Origin of the sequence: Vibrio sp. Vb1018 (genome assembly GCF_033338775.1) — a bacterium.
GTDB lineage: Bacteria > Pseudomonadota > Gammaproteobacteria > Enterobacterales > Vibrionaceae > Vibrio > Vibrio alginolyticus.
In genome coordinates this window covers 517,883-535,058 of sequence record NZ_JAWOTI010000002.1, presented here as the reverse complement: position 1 = coordinate 535,058, position 17,176 = coordinate 517,883, and the positions used below count along the sequence as shown (strand labels likewise).

At 45.0% G+C, this 17,176-nt stretch carries 14 protein-coding genes; 4 read left to right on the top strand and 10 right to left on the bottom strand.

The genetic code is table 11. From position 1 onward, the window contains the following. Window positions 1-88: 88 nt before the first annotated feature. From R7Z10_RS04660 to R7Z10_RS04635, 6 genes are all read right to left on the bottom strand, one after another. Window positions 89-1,366 (bottom strand): cytosine deaminase, encoded by a 1,278-nt coding sequence (locus tag R7Z10_RS04660; protein ID WP_213914937.1) that lies wholly within the window; start codon window positions 1,364-1,366, stop codon window positions 89-91. Between the two features lie 9 nt (window positions 1,367-1,375). Further along, the gene (gene codB / locus R7Z10_RS04655) at window positions 1,376-2,614 is read right to left on the bottom strand and encodes a cytosine permease (protein ID WP_047101164.1); all 1,239 of its coding nucleotides are present in this window, start codon (window positions 2,612-2,614) and stop codon (window positions 1,376-1,378) included. Window positions 2,615-3,419: 805 nt separating this feature from the next. Continuing rightward, window positions 3,420-4,766, bottom strand: coding sequence for a magnesium transporter (locus R7Z10_RS04650; RefSeq protein WP_005373641.1), 1,347 nt, complete (start codon window positions 4,764-4,766; stop codon window positions 3,420-3,422). 112 nt (window positions 4,767-4,878) lie between these two features. Then, the gene (locus R7Z10_RS04645; RefSeq protein ID WP_170893123.1) at window positions 4,879-6,201 is read right to left on the bottom strand and encodes an AarF/ABC1/UbiB kinase family protein; all 1,323 of its coding nucleotides are present in this window, start codon (window positions 6,199-6,201) and stop codon (window positions 4,879-4,881) included. 101 nt (window positions 6,202-6,302) lie between these two features. Then, the gene (locus tag R7Z10_RS04640) at window positions 6,303-7,526 is read right to left on the bottom strand and encodes a biotin/lipoyl-binding protein (RefSeq protein WP_318104110.1); all 1,224 of its coding nucleotides are present in this window, start codon (window positions 7,524-7,526) and stop codon (window positions 6,303-6,305) included. Then, entirely contained in the window at window positions 7,526-7,852 is a 327-nt protein-coding gene (locus tag R7Z10_RS04635) for an MFS transporter (RefSeq protein ID WP_017635162.1), read from the bottom strand. Before R7Z10_RS04635 ends, R7Z10_RS04640 begins: the two co-directional genes overlap by 1 nt. A gap of 107 nt (window positions 7,853-7,959) precedes the next feature. Here R7Z10_RS04635 and R7Z10_RS04630 point away from each other — a divergent pair, with 107 nt between their 5' ends. Continuing rightward, window positions 7,960-8,961 carry an AraC family transcriptional regulator gene (locus R7Z10_RS04630; RefSeq protein WP_054574582.1) on the top strand — a complete coding sequence of 334 codons (1,002 nt, stop codon included), beginning with the start codon at window positions 7,960-7,962 and terminating at the stop codon, window positions 8,959-8,961. Between the two features lie 91 nt (window positions 8,962-9,052). Here the strand turns inward: R7Z10_RS04630 and R7Z10_RS04625 are convergent, their stop codons facing one another. Together R7Z10_RS04625 and R7Z10_RS04620 are read right to left on the bottom strand one after the other, a co-directional pair. Continuing rightward, a complete protein-coding gene (locus R7Z10_RS04625; RefSeq protein WP_213870044.1) occupies window positions 9,053-9,742 on the bottom strand; it encodes a hypothetical protein in 690 nt (229 codons plus the stop codon). Window positions 9,743-9,754: 12 nt separating this feature from the next. Continuing rightward, window positions 9,755-11,296 (bottom strand): hypothetical protein, encoded by a 1,542-nt coding sequence (locus R7Z10_RS04620; RefSeq protein WP_031777160.1) that lies wholly within the window; start codon window positions 11,294-11,296, stop codon window positions 9,755-9,757. 366 nt (window positions 11,297-11,662) lie between these two features. Here R7Z10_RS04620 and R7Z10_RS04615 point away from each other — a divergent pair, with 366 nt between their 5' ends. Further along, on the top strand, window positions 11,663-12,355 hold the full coding sequence (locus tag R7Z10_RS04615) for a response regulator transcription factor (protein WP_054577758.1): 693 nt from the start codon (window positions 11,663-11,665) through the stop codon (window positions 12,353-12,355). Window positions 12,356-12,358: 3 nt separating this feature from the next. After that, window positions 12,359-13,681 (top strand): ATP-binding protein, encoded by a 1,323-nt coding sequence (locus R7Z10_RS04610; RefSeq protein ID WP_318104104.1) that lies wholly within the window; start codon window positions 12,359-12,361, stop codon window positions 13,679-13,681. Here the strand turns inward: R7Z10_RS04610 and R7Z10_RS04605 are convergent. Beyond that, window positions 13,662-14,318, bottom strand: coding sequence for a pyridoxamine 5'-phosphate oxidase family protein (locus R7Z10_RS04605; RefSeq protein WP_318104102.1), 657 nt, complete (start codon window positions 14,316-14,318; stop codon window positions 13,662-13,664). The genes R7Z10_RS04610 and R7Z10_RS04605 overlap by 20 nt on opposite strands. Window positions 14,319-14,418: 100 nt before the next feature. Here R7Z10_RS04605 and R7Z10_RS04600 point away from each other — a divergent pair, with 100 nt between their 5' ends. Then, complete coding sequence (locus tag R7Z10_RS04600; RefSeq protein ID WP_318104100.1) at window positions 14,419-15,864, top strand: PLP-dependent aminotransferase family protein; 1,446 nt, start codon at window positions 14,419-14,421, stop codon at window positions 15,862-15,864. Here R7Z10_RS04600 and yjeH read toward each other — a convergent pair whose 3' ends face one another. Continuing rightward, entirely contained in the window at window positions 15,865-17,127 is a 1,263-nt protein-coding gene (gene yjeH, locus R7Z10_RS04595; protein ID WP_017635168.1) for an L-methionine/branched-chain amino acid transporter, read from the bottom strand. Between the last annotated feature and the right edge of the window lie 49 nt (window positions 17,128-17,176).

Here is a 17,176-nt window from a genome sequence, read left to right as displayed (position 1 = left end):
CTTTAAAATACAAAACGCCCGATGAAGTACATCGAGCGTTTTAGTTAAAAAGTGTCAACCCATATCAGGACGGGTCACGCCGATCTTTTTAGCGTTTGAACGTTACTTGCTCTGCTTGTTCAAGATGAATATGAGTTGTCGCAGGCTGTGTTTCTGCAATCACTTTACCGTGACGGACAGAGTAACGAACCGGCACTTGGCGACGTACTGCGTCAAAACCATTTTCTGCGGGAAGAATCAGTAAACTACCAGGTTTGCCTTCTTCAATGCCGTGCTTATCTTGAATGTTCAGTGTACGTGCTGAATTGGTGCTGATCAGATCCAGTGAGTTGTTGATTTGGTCGTAACCCATCACCTGGCACACGTGCAGACCCATATGCAGCACTTGCAGCATGTTTGCAGTGCCTAGTGGGTACCAAGGGTCAAATACATCATCGTGTCCAAAGCAGACGTTGATGTTGGCATTCAGCATCTCTTTCACTCGTGTTACGCCGCGACGTTTTGGGTAATCATCAAAACGGCCTTGTAAGTGAATGTTCACCAATGGATTTGCCACGAAGTTGATACCGGACATGCGTAATAAACGGAACAGGCGAGATGCGTATGCACCGTTGTAGGAACCCATCGCTGTGGTGTGACTGGCCGTGACTTTATTCCCCATATCAAACTTGTGCGCTAATGCTGCCAGTGTTTCAACGAAGCGAGATTGTTCGTCATCGATTTCATCACAATGCACGTCGATCAGACGGTCGTATTTTTGCGCTAATTCGAACACGTAGTGCAGCGATTCAATGCCATATTCGCGTGTGAATTCAAAGTGTGGAATCGCGCCAATCACGTCCGCACCTAATTTGACGGCTTCTTCTAGCAGCTCTTTGCCATTTGGGTAAGAGAGAATTCCTTCCTGCGGGAAGGCGACGATTTGGATATCTACCCACTCTTTCATCTCTTCACGCACTTCTACCATCGCTTTTAGGGCAATTAGGGTAGGGTCTGAAACATCGACGTGGGTACGAACGTGTTGTACGCCGTTTGCTATCTGCCATTTTAAGGTTTGTTTTGCGCGCGCTTTCACGTCTTCAATCGACAGCATTTCTTTGCGCTCAGCCCAACGTTCAATACCCTCAAACAATGTGCCAGAGATGTTCCAGCTAGGCTCGCCTGCGGTTTGAGTTGTATCTAAGTGAATGTGTGGCTCGCAGAAAGGCGCAACCGCCATACCGCCTTCAGCATCGATGATGTCACCGTTATGACTAAGCTCCACCTCGTTGCTTTCAATGCGCTTGAATTGACCATCTTCAATCAAAATTTGCTGCAGACCTTCTTGTCCTTTTAGCGTTACGTTTTTGATCAGTAGTGTTGTCATGATGGTTCCTTACGCTGGCTGTGTAGCCAGTGCTTTTTTGTTAAGAATAGGATTAAGAATCAGGAAGCTAATTGCGCCGCCAAGTACAGCGTTAATCGGCACTACGCCAGGCAGGAAGTGTCCCGCACCAACGCCAATCACGACAGCGATAATGCCAGCCCAGTTAACGTTTTGGAATTGGGCGGCTTCAAAGTTTGCGTAGCGTTTACGGTTCGTGAAGAAGTCAGCGATGATCACACCGCCAATCGGTGGAATTGCCAACGATAAGAAGGTCAGCCAGCCAACAAAGTTATTGTAGAGCCAGAGAGCGCAAAGTGTGCCAACAAGACCGTTCGCCATTGAGATGTATTTACTTGGTAAGCCCGTGATGTTGGAAAATCCAAGACCCGATGCGTAGAGCGCGTTGTCGTTGGTCGTCCAAATATTTAACCCAAGTACGATAATGGCAGGAATCAATAAACCTTGTGCAATCATCACTTCAGAGATGTCTGATTGACCCGTCACCGACGCACCTGCCGCGCCAAAGATAAACATTAGCGAGTTACCGATGAAAAATGCCACCATGGTGATCATCACGGCGCTGCGCGGCTTTTTACCAAAGCGTACGAAATCCGCCGTTAATGTACCAGCACTGACAAAAGAGCCGACAACCATCGCGAGAGCTATTGAAAAATCGAGTGGCTCGGTTGGTTGAACTTGTTGTAGTTCGCCAATACCACCAACGCTATTTACTGCCTCGATGACAGAGTAGCCGCCAAGTAGTGCAATGGCAGGAACGGCGATTGCTGACAGCACCATCAGTGCTGAGATTCCAAAGTAAACGGTCGCGGTCATGAGCAAACCGGATACAAGGATCAACGTGTTGGTATCGATGCCCGTTGCTTTATGCACCGGAATCGCAAACATCGCGACACCAACTCCAAACCACCCAACTTGAGTACCGCCAAGAAGAGCGGAAGGAAGCCAAGAGCCTTTAGAACCAAAAGAGAAACGAGCAAGAAGGTGGGTAGAGAGACCAGTAGAAGCGCCGATGTAACCGAGGAAAGAAGTGTAAATACCGAGGATTAGGTTACCGATGAGAACAGCGAGGAAAAAATCATTAAAGGAGAGCCCAGTACCGAGAGAACCCCCTGTCCACATACTTGCGGAGAAAAAAGTGAGTCCTAACATCACCATGGTTAGTGACGCCACGCCTTTTCTGGCCGTGTTGGGAACTGGTCCAAGACTGTAGTTATTGTCTCCAGCCATTATTGCCTCCGCACATTGAAATATTAAATTATAGCACCTGATTTTCAGGCAAACGGCGCGTATTATCGTGATGTAAATTTAATAGTCAATGATAAAATTGAAATTTAAACGTTTGCTTGGTTTTTTATGTGTATTTTTTCTTTTAATAACAATGGCTTGGTTTTTAAATTCTAAAGGTGGAAAGTTTGTTTTTACGTATTTTCTATGATTTATAGACAGGTTTTCTATGTGAAATTAATGTTTTGAATTGCTATTTGTTTTTATGGATTAAATTTATCTATAACTCTGGATTGTTCAGTCGATTTCTATGAAAAGAAAACGATTTCATGATGAGGTTTTTGGTTTGGACGTTATTTGTTCTTTTCTTGGGTGTGTTTTCTTGGTTTTATTTTATGTAGGTGATTTATTTTTGTTGAAGCTCGCATTTCTAATGGCTTAGTGGGCGAATATTTGAATTTTATAAACAGTAAACAATCTGTTGTGGGTAAGAAAAGTACAACCGAGCTCGGTCAGAGGATAAGAGGGCAATAGCCACATAAAAAAATAGCCAACCGCAAAGAGTGCGATTGGCTTATATACATGTGAACAAAATCAAGTTCACTAACAACGTCAGTTGGCTAGGTGACCCTCGGCTTAAGAAGGGTCGATTTATATAATGCAGTTACTGTGCCAACTTTAATATGCCCTAAAATACGTAGTTTCTGTGACATGCGTTGCTTAAAGTCTGAGTTTGTTTGCAATTTGCAACTGCGTTATGCAATTTGACTCTATTATGCTAATGATTGATTAATAAACAATGAACCTTTTAAAGCATGACTAAACTCGCCGTTCCTAAAAAGGCGAAAAAACCAACTACATCTGTCACTGTTGTTAGAATCACCGAGCCAGCCAAAGCGGGGTCCAATTTAAACTTATCCAGAATAATGGGAATCAGCACACCAAATAAAGCTGCGGTAATAATATTGACGATAATGGCCAGCGCGATGGTTCCCCCTAGAACCGGAGATTGAAACCACAATCCGGCGAGCCCGCCGATGATTAACGCCCAAGCAATGCCGTTCAGAGAGCCAATACCCAACTCATTTTTCAAAAGCTTGAAGCGGTTACCTGGGGTGATCTGATTAAGCGCCATCGCACGAATCATTAGAGTGAGCGTTTGGCTGCCAGCAATGCCCCCCATGGATGCAACAATTGGCATGAGCACCGCCAAAGCCACTACCTGAGCAATTACATCTTCAAACAGTCCGATAGTGACAGACGCCAAAATCGCAGTAAGCAAATTGATGCCTAACCAAACCCCGCGCTTTTGCGAGCTTTTTAATACTGGCGCAAACAAGTCATCGCCTTCATCCATACCTGTACCGGCCATCAAACGTGCTTCGTAGATTTCACGCTGTGTACTCAATGCAAACTGCCAATCGACTTCACCGATCAGTGTTTGGTCTGCATCAGTTACAGGGAGAGCGGGCAGTGTGCTGTGTTCTAATGCCTCTACCGCTTCAGGAAGCATCATTTTACTGTCTAGAACCGTCACAGCCTCAATAACGAGTGTTTTTAAGCGAGTATCGGGGTCACCACGTAAGATATCGAAGTAGTTGACCGTTCCACGATACTGTTTATTACGATTAATCAGATACACCTGTTGAGGCGTGTCGTAGCTATAGCGCTCCATTAACTGCTTAGCTGTCCCAATCGTAATATTGAAGGGCAGGGTGATGATCTTACGTTCAGCCCAGTGGCCGAGTTCTTCATCAGCATACTCGTTTGCTTGATCGTAAAGTTCCAACTCATCTTTTTCTATCAACGAGAGCGCTTCGTTGATGATCGACTCTGGCAACGAATCGGCCCATTCGATGAGCGACAAGTTGTCGAGTTTAGCGAGAGTGAGCTTTAGCTCGACTTCAGATAACGCATTGATGATAGAGAAACGTACGTCCGCACGCATTTCCGTTAACACGTCGATATGTAGCTCTAGTGGTAAAGCTCGCCATAAGCGAACACGATCGTCGATTGGAAATGCTTCTAGAATCAGGGCAACCGCGCCGGGCTCGAGGCCCGCTTCAATAGATTCATTGAGCGTTGCGACTTGATCCGCTTCTTCGGCTTGGCCAATTTGCTGGATTAGAGTGGAGAGATCTTGAAACTTGCTCACCGAGTACCCCGATAGTTAATTCGTTTTATGGAAGTATGGCATGTTATTGAGATGCACAACTATGCATCTTAACCTTGCTCAAGGTACTTGAAAGTAACAGAAAAACAATAGGCTATTCGCTGTTGATGGTGAGATATGGCTGTACCAATTGGCGAATGTTCACTTTTGCGCCAATACGGGCTGCTAGCAAGTACATTCCGCCGATTTTTCTGTGTAAAAATAGGGCATCTGCTGGTGGAGTATGCCAGTATTCTTGTTCCATGCTTAAAATAGTGCCAGCTTCGCGAAGCTTTTGTGCTAAGCCACTGGCTTTAAAGTCATAAGGCTCATCAACTAACATCGGTTCACATGCCATTTTCACTAGATCGAGAATCGCTTGGCGCTGGTCTGGAAGGATGGTTTGGCTGAAGAAGCCTATTTGTTCAAGCGCATCATTTAAGCCTTGTTCGTCATTATTCACGACAGACGCAAAAGCTTGGCGATAGCCGGTACTGAACCGTTCGCTGTATTCGCGGGTCGCCCCGAAATCTAGCAAGCCGATTTGACGAGTGTTTTCGATATATAAGTAGTTGGCGAAGTTTGGGTCGGTTTGTACCATCTTAAATTCGAACAGCTCTCGAAACAGTAATTCGAGTAGGCTGTGCATGACAAAATCCCGTGTACTCTGATCATAATGTTCGATTTGCTCAATCGGGCTACCATCAATGAATTCCATCGCGAGAACGGAGTCTGAGCAACTTTCAGTATGAATCTTCGGTACGACAAAATGAGGGTGCTCCTTCAAAGCGTCATGATAACGAATGGCAAATTGTGCCTCTCGTGCGTAATCGGCCTCGTCATGTAGCTGCTTTTTCGCTTCTTCGAGTAATCCTTTGTAGTCGACAGACTCGGGAATCAACCCAACGACCTTGAGCATTGTACCGACATTATCGACGTCGCTATCGATACTTTTCCGTATGCCCGGATATTGCACTTTGACGGCTAGGTTATCGCCCGCATCGCTGTAGGCTTGGTGCACTTGTCCTATTGATGCACTGGCGATTGGTTTGAAGTTAAATGACAGAAACTCAGCTTTCCAATTCGTTCCCAGCGAACTTTCCATTACTGCGTTGAGTTGTTTTGCAGGCATTGGGTCTGCGTTGGAACGAAGACGGGAAAGAATATCGGCAAGTTCAGGTTCTAAAACATCACCAGCATCCATTGATAGCATTTGACCAAGCTTCATTGCAGCGCCACGCAGGTGAGCAAGTTGGTCAGTTAAGCGCGCGATGTTCTGTGGCGTCAGCAAGAGGTCTTTCGCTTTTGGTTTGTTGCCTTTGGCTATCTGCTTCGTGCCTTCTGCAATCACATTGCCTGCGACACGGGTAGCAAGTGAAGCGAACTTGCTGAATCTTGAGATGCGATGGGTAGGTAGGCTTCTTTCCTTTGCCGACATGAATCTTCTCCGCTATTTACTAACTAATTGTTATACGGGAAAAGGATATGTTTGGATACAAATGAAAAGAAAACCGCCAGCGTAACTGGCGGTTTGCGAGTTTAGATAGAGTAGAAGAAGTACAGTTGAGACTTCATTCGGATGATGATCCCGCGAATCACATCTAAGAAGGCCATAAAGCCTATCGGTTTTTCACCGCTGACCCATGCGAGGCCAACAGAGCCAACAGGGATGTCGTAGCCTTCTGGCTCATCAATCTTAAGACGAACAAAGTGGTGTTTGTTCTGTAAGTTCTTTCCAGTGGTGACACGTACGGAATCATCGAAACCCAGTAGATTACCTTGTGACTCACCTGTTGCTTCAACAATGCCTTCGACGGTCGCTGAGAAGATCTTACCTGGGTAAACGGACGAAGAGAATTCCGCTGGCTGACCCGGTTTGATGTTACGAATCGCCTGGTGGTTCACTCGCATTAGTACGTACTTTTCGTTGGTGTACATGTTGATACGCGGCATCATTGATACACGCTGACCTTCACGCAGGATAAAGTTGGTGACAAAGCCATCTGTTGGGGCATGAACTTTTGTGCTATTCAAATCCCATTGCGCTTTTGCAATTTGCTCTTTCGCTTGGCGCAGTTCGGCTTGTTTGGTTTCAACTGCAAGTTCCGCTTTATGAATCACCAGTTTTGCACGGGAAATATCGACTTGTTTCTTCTTGATTTGAGACTCAAGGGTCAACACGTTGTGACGTGCCATATCAACCGCACTCGATTGTTTGTCGATATCGCTTTCCGTGATGGTGTTGTGCACCACTCGGTTTTGCTCAACATAACGATCTAGCATTTTTTTCTGCAATTTGTAGTCAACTTTCGCCGCTTCCAACTGGCTCTTTGATGTTTCTAGATCTTGCACTAGCGCTTCGTGGTTAGCTTCTTCAATCTCGATGTCGCCTTTTGCTGTAGCTAATGCAACGCGAGCAGAATCAGCGGATACGTTCGCTTGATTTAATGCGATTTTGTATTGCGTTGGGTCAAGTTCATAAATGAGCTGACCTTCTTTAACTTGCTGATTCGGCTCAATGTAAATGTGGTCAACTTTACCTTTTACATTGGTTGAATCTGGACGCAATTGGATGTGTGGTGACTGCACGACAGAACCGCCGGATAAATCCATCGGGGTGAAGTTAATCAAACCTACCCAGACGAACATTAGCCAACCCAAGCCGCCAAGATAAGCGAACGATTTGGTTGCTTTGTTCCAAGGCATGCCAACCAAACGCAACAGATAGATGAAGAGTGCCCATACCGCTAAACCTTCTAACATTATGCTTCCTCTTTTGGCTGTGTTTCTGTTTGCGGTTTACTTTTCCATGTATCACGCAGATTGATGATGGCTTTTTCCATATCAACGAATGCAAAGATCACGGCTAGCACCCAAACCCAGTGCCAGACAAACCCTATCCAGGTCAGCGCAGTGATGAGCCCTATCTGATGATGGTCTTTGCTATGTGCTTTATTGATAGGTAATTCATGGATTTTCCAAAAGCCGTAACACGCGCCCGCGACACTCGCAATTAAAACGACAGCAGCGACAACATGTAACGCCGTATCTGCGCCTGTACCGACAAACGGGACACTCAGTAAACTCATTAAACACTCCTCTATCAAACTGTTGGCGTATTGTGATCTGAATTTGATTTGCGGCTTTCTTTGTGACAGATTCAATCACTACGGGATTAAATTTGATGTGATTGGTTATGAAAACGGTTCGGTTTATTCGCGCGATGGGCATTCTAAACATGCATAACCTCGCGTTATCTAAATACAATTTGGACTCGGATGAGTTAGGGATCCCAGCATCGGTGTTTCGTAACCCAATGACACTGATCCCGCTAAAAGCCGTTGCGGAATGGTACCGTTGTGTTGAACAAGCCAGTGGTGACCCGGATGTGGTGTTGAGTCTCAGCCGAGGTATTGAACTGCAAAAGCTAGGGCCAGTGGGACGCTGGTTATTCTCCGGCAATGATTTAGCCAGTACCATTCGGCGAGTGAATTATGGTGTGAGCAACCTACAATCAGGGGCGTTTTTTGCTGGCGAACAGTCGGGTAAAATCATCAAATGGACTTACCACAACCCGTTTATAGAAACGTCAGTAAAGGTGCACGATAGTATCCGCTGTGCGGTATTTATGATTAAGGTGTTACGCGAATTTCTTGGCAAAGATTACCAGCCTTTACGTGTCAAGGTTTCAGGCTCGAGAAAAAATACTGAGCGATACCGGGAATATTTCGGCTGCGAGGTGGAATGGAGTCAGCCAAAAACAGAGATATGGATCCCAGGAGATGACCGACTAGCTTCTCGCCAAGTGAGCCATCGAGAAGACAACCGTCTAGCGATGAGTTTTTCCGATTTGGATGATTTGCTTAATATGCCCGACCCAGAAGATGAGTTGAAAGTGATTTATGAAGTGGTGAATTACAGCAGCCATTATGGATTGCCAACGTTAGAGCGCGTTTCTTCTCTGCTTGATTTATCTGAACAGCAGTTTCAACGTCGTTTGCATAAATTAGGGCTCAATTTTTCGACAGTTTCTGGCTATGTATTGAGTAATATTGCAGCTGGTTTGTTGAGTAAGCGCGTGAGTATTGATGACATTGCCACGCGCCTTGGTTACACCAATGTGGCGAGCTTCAATCGTATGTTTAAGAAACATCGTGGATTAACGCCCAAGCAGTATACGGGAAGATTAGAGAAGTAGTGCTCCACTTATCTCTATGAGTACAAGCAATAAAAGCCCTCAAAAAAGTAGAGGGCTTTGTTTTTTTGTGTGTTGTTGTTTTATGTAATGGCTATTTTTTAGGGCGCCAACTTAGTGCACTTGCAACAGCGCCGATGGCAATTACATCCTTTTTTTGTTCGCTAAGTTCAGGGAGCATCTGTACCGCAATGGTACCGTTCGTCTGCACAGCGGCAATTTCTTGTGTGCCTTCCTTAAAGCTATACCCCAATGGAATGTCTACCGACATCATGGCGTCAGGACTAGTATGTACAGTTTCTACATTAAAGTGGGTGCTACCAATACGCACTACGCCTGTCTCTTTTTTCTCAAAGCTGATGTCGATGATAGCGGATTTTGGCTCCATCGCAAACTCACCGACTTTTTTACCATCTTGAGTAATGTCACAGGTGTAAGGATCATTCCCACCAAAATCGACGCCCATGTAGTTAACCGACATACCGCCTCCAGTGCAGTTCAAAAGCCAAGTTTCCCCGCTGTCGATACGAGTCACTTCTGCGCCCATTGAACCTTCTTTGAAAGAGATACGGTTAAACCAACTTGAGTTAGAAGCACTGCGTGAATACTTGCCTTTGTACTTACCAGCAAAATCAAAATGGCCATCCGCACCGAATCCCCAAAAATCACCGTCGGTTTTGATCAGCATTTCTGGTTGTGCTTTTACGGCATCAGTACGATCCATGACGGCTAGGCCACCACAACCAGCAAGGAGCAAGGGAGCGAATAGAATAAGTTTCTTCATGTTTTTCATTTTTTATAGCTTGGTTACATCTAGGGTTTGGTCGGTGAATTGGATGTTCTGAATGTCGTACAACTCGTCAGTGCCTGTACTCGGGCACTCAACAGAAACGCTCTTTGCTTTGATAACAGTACATTCCGCCAGTTTGTGTGGCACTATATAGGTGTTGATACCGCCTTCACCATAAATGCTGTTGTCTTTGCTGTTGCCTTCAAAAGTATTGTTTTGATCATTACCGATCACATTCATCGCGTCGCCGCCAATGATCTTCACTTTTGTTAGCCACTGAGATTTGTAGGTGTACGCTTCTATCAAACCGTCTTTGTTGGGAGCCATACGGAAGGTAGGTACTGTGCCTGGACTTGTCTTTTCTGTGTAGAGCTTGACGCCCGCAGAGTCGATATTCGCGGTATATTGCAAGTATCCGTGGAATAAGCCACTGATCCAATCAACGGCTTGTGGATCTTGGGTTTGCATTTCTTCACGCGTTAACGCTTGGTAGCCATCTAAACCATGTCCGTTTGCTTTTGCTACACCCATGTAAGCTTCAAAAGCGGCAGCAAAATATTCGTGAGAATATGAAGGGCCCGTTTGTTTCACACTTTCAGGATCGAAGTCGTCCGATTTCCAATCGTCCCAGTCATACTGAGTAGGGCGCCACACCGTCGGTTTGCCCGATTGAATATCGTTATAGATGCTTAACGCATGAGCTTGAATGTCATTTTGCAGTGCCGCAGTCGCCGTGTTAGGTGCAATACCTTGCGCTTGGACCAAGTGTAAAATTTCTTCAAAAGCGGCGTCTCGTTCGGCTTTTTTACCAAGATTGGCGCAGTAATCGGCAAAATTACTCATGTAATGGCAATCGCCTTCAACTGTCAGTTCTCGATACATTAAAGATTGGCTATTCCTTAGCCAGTTTGGTGTTTCTTTACTAGTTACTAATGTTGACGCGATAGATGTGACAAGTGTATCCATATCATCTTCGTTAAGTACCATCATGCTTACAACAAACTTTTCTAGAGAACTAGTATCAAAAGAGTGTGCTAAGCCCGAGCTTGTAACTGCATCGTTCAATTTGCCTTGGCGAATCAGTTCGTTGATAAAGATTTTGGTTAACATCTCATCATTCTGTTCGTCGTTTTCGGTCAGCATTAGTGTGGCATCACGCTCGGCTAATGTCTTAGCGATACGAGACTTGTCAGCACCGTACTTAGAGTCTGGTTGGTTTGTGAGAAGGTGTTGGATGATTTTGGCTGCACGAAAGATTTTTTCATTATTCGCACCGTCATCAACAGCCACAATGTGAAATGTATCGTTGTTGTTTGCTTCGGAAAGGGAGATTTTCACATAGTGGGTGAAGCCCGAATCAGCAGCCACTTTTAACTTGGCCGGAAACTCTGTAGAAACGACAGTTGGGATTGTGACAGTGCTCAATGTTGGCATTGGTGGTGTTGGAGGTGTCGTTGTCGATGGTTTCGAATTAGATTCACTGCCGCCACAAGCAGTTAGACTTATCGCGCAAAATATGGCTAAAGGTGTTAATTTGGAATATCTCATTTCATGTTACTCGTAGACTTTATTAGAGCAGGAAACTTAGAAGCAACATAAAGTCCTGTCTATATAAGCAAACTAAGTCATATATGTTGATATTGTTTTTTGGTAAGACCTATTATTCGATATATTTAAAAATATAGTGGATTTTTATTCCGAATTTTATTTTCTATGTGAAGCCATATTCTGATAATGAATAAAACCTCAGGTTATTGCATGGTTTTAGGGGTATAGAATGATTAGGATTATCGTATATGTATGGTTTGTAAGCGTATGTAAGCCTGCGTTTTATTAAAATTATCATTTAAGTAGGTTGCGCAGTATAGGACGAGCGATATACTCCCTCCATCATATTGGTGGAGTAAATGATTCATGGTGGGTAATACAATCTTACTGGTAGAAGACGACTCAGAGATTGCTCGATTAACCAAAATGTACCTCGAAGCCGAAGGATATACGGTAACTGTCATCGATAACGGTCAAAATGCATTAGAAACGATTAAGGGGCTCAAGCCGGACCTAGTGCTGTTAGATTTGATGTTACCAGGAAAAAATGGCGCAGAAATATGCCAAGAGGCGCGTAAGTTTTATCATGGTATTATCATTGTTTTGACTGCGACCGATGATGAAATGAGCGAGGTGAGCTTATTTAAGTTCGGTGCTGATGATTACCTTACCAAACCGATAAAAGGTAATATTTTGCTCGCCCGTATTGAAGCAGCGTTGCGTCGCTATTGTCGTCAAGTTGATATCGTTGAAGAAGAAAAGCTGAGCCGATATGGCATTAGTCTTTGTCTTCGTCGCTCCCAGGCATTTTATTTGCAAAAAGATATTGGTTTAACGAGTTCTGAGTTTGAAATTTTAGAGCTCCTGATGCTGAATATCGATAAGCCAGTATCTCGTGAGTCATGTTGCCGTCTTGCCCGAGGCATTGAATACTGTATTACTGATCGTTCGATTGATATGCGTATATCCTCACTAAGGAAGAAATTCTCTAAGGCTCATATCCATACGGCTACCATTAAAACCATACGTCACCACGGCTACATGCTGACAGGTAAATGACGCATGTTTTCCCTGTTTACTCGTCTATATGTGGGGTTAGTAACTGGCCTTGCGCTGACTGTTGCTTTGTTTCTCTTTATGGGGGAAGAGTACATGCGCAAAACAGAAGTCGGTGTTTTTTTGAGTGACGGTGCTTATTTTGTCGATCAATACATTGAGCAACGAGGCACTCCGGATTCTCTCTACAAGAAGTTAACCGAAAACGGCAAGCAAGATTTCTTTATCTTTGATTTAACATTGGTTGAAAACTGGGACGGATCACCGCCTTGTCGAGATTGTAATCTGCTGTACCGTATGCAAGGGATACCTGTTTATCTTATTGATGGCAGTACCTATGCTGCTGTATTCCCTTTGCCTAACACTTCGAAGAGTTTAGTTTTCAAAGAAAAAACGGATTTCTTTAGCCCACACGTTGATTGGAATGAAGATTCTGAGATTGTATTTATACTTACTCTGCTTTTGGTTGTTGTATGCAGTTTAGGCATTATGGTTTACATACCTGTACGACGTCTTGACCGCCAAATTCGGCAACTAACGGCTGCGCAACAACAATTTGGTTCTGGTGAGTTGAATACGCGAGTCGATCTAAAGCAATTTTCGCACCCCGTGAAAGAGCTCGCCCAAGGCTTCAACTGCATGTCTGAAGAGATTGAGAGACGAGTGCGCCAAACACACATCTTTACTCAAGCTATTCCTCATGAAGTGCGCACTCCGCTGAGTCGTATTCAGCTAGCGACGGATTTAGCTCGACGCACGAGTGGTGAAATGCAGGCAGAGTTACATGACGATATTGAACGATACGTTGATGTCGTGACGGATTTAACGTCCGACATTGTCATGCTGTCTCGCTTGAGTGTGAAAAACCACTCATGGATCGATTCTGTTGAAACCATGGAACTGCCACTTTGGTGTAAAAGCCGCATGAATTACCTAGGCTTAGAGTCCGCCATGTTGAGAGCAGAAAATAAACTCGCGAACCAATTGATTCACTTTCAGCCTACTTTGGGTAACCTTGTCCTCGATAATTTACTGCAAAACGCCAAGCGTTATGGTGAGTCCTGCGTTGAGGTGACGATTCGAACGGTAGCGGATTGCTGGAGCATCGATATTGAGGACGATGGTCCGGGCATCCCTGAGGCGATGCGAGAAGAAGTATTTATGCCATTTTCGCGCTTAGACAAAAGCCGCAACGCCGACATGAAAGGCTTTGGTTTAGGGCTTGCCATCGCTACCAGTGCAGCGCGGCAACTGGGGTGGGAGCTTTCTGTCGGCGAGAGTCACTTAGGCGGCGCACGTTTTACGGTGCTTATTCCTGCCAACGGTTAGAGTAGGCACTGCGGTAGTCTGGCTCTGCGATACCTTCATACAAATCGTCACAAGCTTGCAGTGGACCTACGACGGTTCGGTAGGGTAGGACACCTGCCCAAACAGAGATGTCCATGTCTTCCGCATCGTCGTTGACGCCAAAATTGCTGATTTTCACTGATGCCTCCGTGAGCGGGATACGCAGTAGCATGGTGGCTTTGAGTTCTTTTTCATTACTCAAACGGACTTGTTCTGTTCTCCCCGGAGCGATCTGTGCAATAAAGTGATTCAGCAACCTGTCTTTCTCTTGGTTATCTTCCACCACCTCAAACTGGCCAAAGACCACAGCACTGCGATAATGCGCACTGTGGTGAAACGCACTTCGAGCCAATACCCAACCATCAAACAAAGTAAAGGTTAAGCACGTTTGCACTCCTTGTTTGAGTGAGCGTAACAGTCGACTGTTGTTGGCACCATGGATATACACGTAATCATCGACACGCCATGCCAGCATAGGAATGACCACAGGGCCTGACTCGTTGGTTATCGCAATATGAGCGATTAGGCTTTCATCTATGATGGCGTGCAGTTTGCTAACATCAGAGACGGCTTTATGTGCGCCTTTCTTAATTTCCGTTCTATTGGTGTTGGATAGCATTTTCTCTCCTTGCTTGCTCACGATTACGAGCGATTGATCCTCATTCTTTGATTGCAATGTAGCGTTTAACTGGTAGCTTAAAGAGAGCCACTTTTAACTAATGGATGGATCCAGTTTGTCTTTGATTGATATCGGTGACCTGCATTTAAAAGACAGTGATGGAACGCGTCAGCAAGCGTTGTTTTTTGCTATTCGCAAGAAAATTGTTCAAGGACTGTGGATGAAGAATGGGAAGCTGCCTTCTACGCGGAAGCTTTCACAAGAGCTTAATCTAAGTAGGAATACCGTGATTTCTGCCTACGAACAGTTAGTGGCGGAAGGGTACTTGAACAGCCAAAAAGGTTCTGGTTTTTATGTTGCCGTAGAACTGCCAGAGCAGTACTTGCCTGAACCTAGTTCAGTTCAGAGAGACTCATCACCGAAAGCTCACTTTGATATCAACCGCGCATTTGCACCGGGTGTGCCGGATTTGGACGCATTTCCGATGGCGCAATGGCAAAAGTTACTCACTCGCCATATGTCTCGGACTTGCTTGTTGGGGAATCAAGATATTCAGGGCAGTTGGACATTACGCTGTGCTTTAGCTGACTACCTTGCATCTAGCCGTTCAGTGAATTGTTCTCCAGAGCGCATTATTATTACCTCTGGGGCGCAGCAAGCGTTGTCAATTGCGACGATGGTAGTGCTCAAACAAGGTGATAAGGTTCTGATGGAGCAACCAGGTTACGCGCAAATGCGGAAGTTGATTCAGTTCCAAAACTATCAATTTGAGCCTTTGTTCGTAAGAGAGAAATTAGGTTTTGATGTGGAAGCGGTGACCTCAAGCGATGCCGATGCGCTGTATATTACACCAAGTAATCAATATCCGATGGGCACCACACTCAATACCGAGCAAAGAGGAAAGATCATCAACTGGGCGGTCGAACAATCAAGTTGGATCATCGAGGATGATTATGACAGCGAATTTCAGTTTGCTCATCGTCCCTATACCAGCTTACAGGGGCTAGCAGCTCAAATGGGTCGAGATGATCGTGTGTTGTATGTGGGTTCCTTCAGTAAAGTGATGTTTAACGGATTGCGGCTTGGCTACCTTGTAGTTCCTGAACGTTTAGTAGAGCAATGTTTAGTGGTTAAGGATGCGTTAAGTGGTGATTCGCCGACGCATACACAAGAAGCATTGGCAGACTTTATTACTGAAGGTGGGTTATTACGTCATATTCGAAAAATGCGTCGACTGTACAAAACTAAGCATGAACAGATGCATGTATCCATTCAACAGCATTTTGGCGACCGTGTTTGCGTCGTTAGCCAAGCGGCGGGGCTTCATGTTACGTTGAAATGGCAAGACGGTATGGATGAGCAGCGTTTTATAAAACTAGCAGAGCATGAAGGGATCATCTTGCGACCTTTGAGCTATTATGAACACCCAGATTTTCAAGCACGTCACTGGCATGGTGCCGTGCTTGGTTACGGCAATATCGCGTTAGAGAACATAGACACTGGTATCCAACGTTTAGCTCACATATTTCGAAATGGGAAGCGATGACTATTCAACTACACGTGTTTGTCGCTTATGTCGCCACTGTTTCCAAGGCAGTAAAAGTAGAGTAAAAATGCCAAGTGCATAAAACATTGACCAGCCTAAACATATAAAAACACCGGTACAAAGCAGTAGGGACAGTCCCGCAAGTGTTTTACCAAATCCTCGAAGCAATTTAAAAGCGGCTAACATCGCTAACATGTAAACTAGAACGAATACACTGTTTGCGAGTTTTAGGAAAAACTCCAGATCGAGCTGTGATAGGGTTCCTATCACACAAGATATCAATAATATACCGCCAACTAATATGGTGGCTGAGAAAGGGACACCACGACGCGAAATCTTGGCTAGTGGACTAGAAGGACGATGTTCACGAGCTTGAGCCCAGACCATTCGCGCTAGGCTCTGTGTGTATAAGTTTACGCTCGCGAAACAAGCGGAGAAACCTATCAAGCTGATTATCCATTTGGCTCCATCGCCTAGTAGTTGGGCACTAAGCCAGGGGATGGATGCGTTATCAAATTGAGCGTTACCATACGCGCCAAATTTTAAAATAACGACAGAGCATGCCCAATAGGTAGCCCCTGCTACAAAACAACCGACCACAATGGCAATAGGGAAATCTCTTTGAGGGTTTTTGAACTCTTCCCCCATATGGGCAAAAGCCTCTATGCCAACAAAACACCAGAACATCACGCCTAACGCTGCGGTAATAGGCCAAATTGACTCTTGTGTGATGGCGGGCATCACAAGATCGGCGCTGTTAACGTCGCCTTTCCATAAAAATGCGCCAACAAGTGCGAAGACACTCAAAGCAATAAGAGTTTGTAAATGACCTGATGATTTTGTGCCCATCAAGTTGACGAACACAAGAAGTACTACCGTGAGAACTTGTGCAAACAGATTGTTGCTAATAGGCTCTGGCAATATTTGTTGTAGAAAGCCTGCGGCGAGTGCAATCGCGGCCGGAACCCCTACCGGAATGACACTAACAAATAGCCAAGCGACACTACTTTCCAGCTTGGCGTTAAAGGCTTTGCGTACAAAAAAGGCTGTTCCGCCCGCGTTGGGGTATCGTTTACCCAGTTGAGCAAAAGTCAGCGCAATAGGACAAATCGCGATGAACAATAAAATCCAAGCCCATAGTGAAAAATGGCCAGCTATACCTGCTGCGATAGCCGGGATCATAAACAGCCCAGTTCCCATTAATGTGGTGGATAACTGTGCGATACCTGATGTGAGTGAAATGTCTTTTTTGAGCTCTTCCATGCGAATTGATTCATCCAATGTTATGAGGCTTATTACGAAAAAGCTTGTG

Excerpts from the sequence above, each read along its gene's own strand:
- R7Z10_RS04660 (WP_213914937.1), bottom strand. The coding sequence starts at position 1,366 with ATGACAACACTACTGATCAAAAACGTAACGCTAAAAGGACAAGAAGGT.
- codB (WP_047101164.1), bottom strand. The coding sequence starts at position 2,614 with ATGGCTGGAGACAATAACTACAGTCTTGGACCAGTTCCCAACACGGCC.
- R7Z10_RS04645 (WP_170893123.1), bottom strand. The coding sequence starts at position 6,201 with ATGTCGGCAAAGGAAAGAAGCCTACCTACCCATCGCATCTCAAGATTC.
- R7Z10_RS04640 (WP_318104110.1), bottom strand. The coding sequence starts at position 7,526 with ATGTTAGAAGGTTTAGCGGTATGGGCACTCTTCATCTATCTGTTGCGT.
- R7Z10_RS04635 (WP_017635162.1), bottom strand. The coding sequence starts at position 7,852 with ATGAGTTTACTGAGTGTCCCGTTTGTCGGTACAGGCGCAGATACGGCG.
- R7Z10_RS04630 (WP_054574582.1), top strand. The coding sequence starts at position 7,960 with ATGAAAACGGTTCGGTTTATTCGCGCGATGGGCATTCTAAACATGCAT.
- R7Z10_RS04625 (WP_213870044.1), bottom strand. The coding sequence starts at position 9,742 with ATGAAGAAACTTATTCTATTCGCTCCCTTGCTCCTTGCTGGTTGTGGT.
- R7Z10_RS04620 (WP_031777160.1), bottom strand. The coding sequence starts at position 11,296 with ATGAGATATTCCAAATTAACACCTTTAGCCATATTTTGCGCGATAAGT.
- R7Z10_RS04615 (WP_054577758.1), top strand. The coding sequence starts at position 11,663 with ATGGTGGGTAATACAATCTTACTGGTAGAAGACGACTCAGAGATTGCT.
- R7Z10_RS04610 (WP_318104104.1), top strand. The coding sequence starts at position 12,359 with ATGTTTTCCCTGTTTACTCGTCTATATGTGGGGTTAGTAACTGGCCTT.
- R7Z10_RS04605 (WP_318104102.1), bottom strand. The coding sequence starts at position 14,318 with ATGCTATCCAACACCAATAGAACGGAAATTAAGAAAGGCGCACATAAA.
- R7Z10_RS04600 (WP_318104100.1), top strand. The coding sequence starts at position 14,419 with ATGGATGGATCCAGTTTGTCTTTGATTGATATCGGTGACCTGCATTTA.
- yjeH (WP_017635168.1), bottom strand. The coding sequence starts at position 17,127 with ATGGAAGAGCTCAAAAAAGACATTTCACTCACATCAGGTATCGCACAG.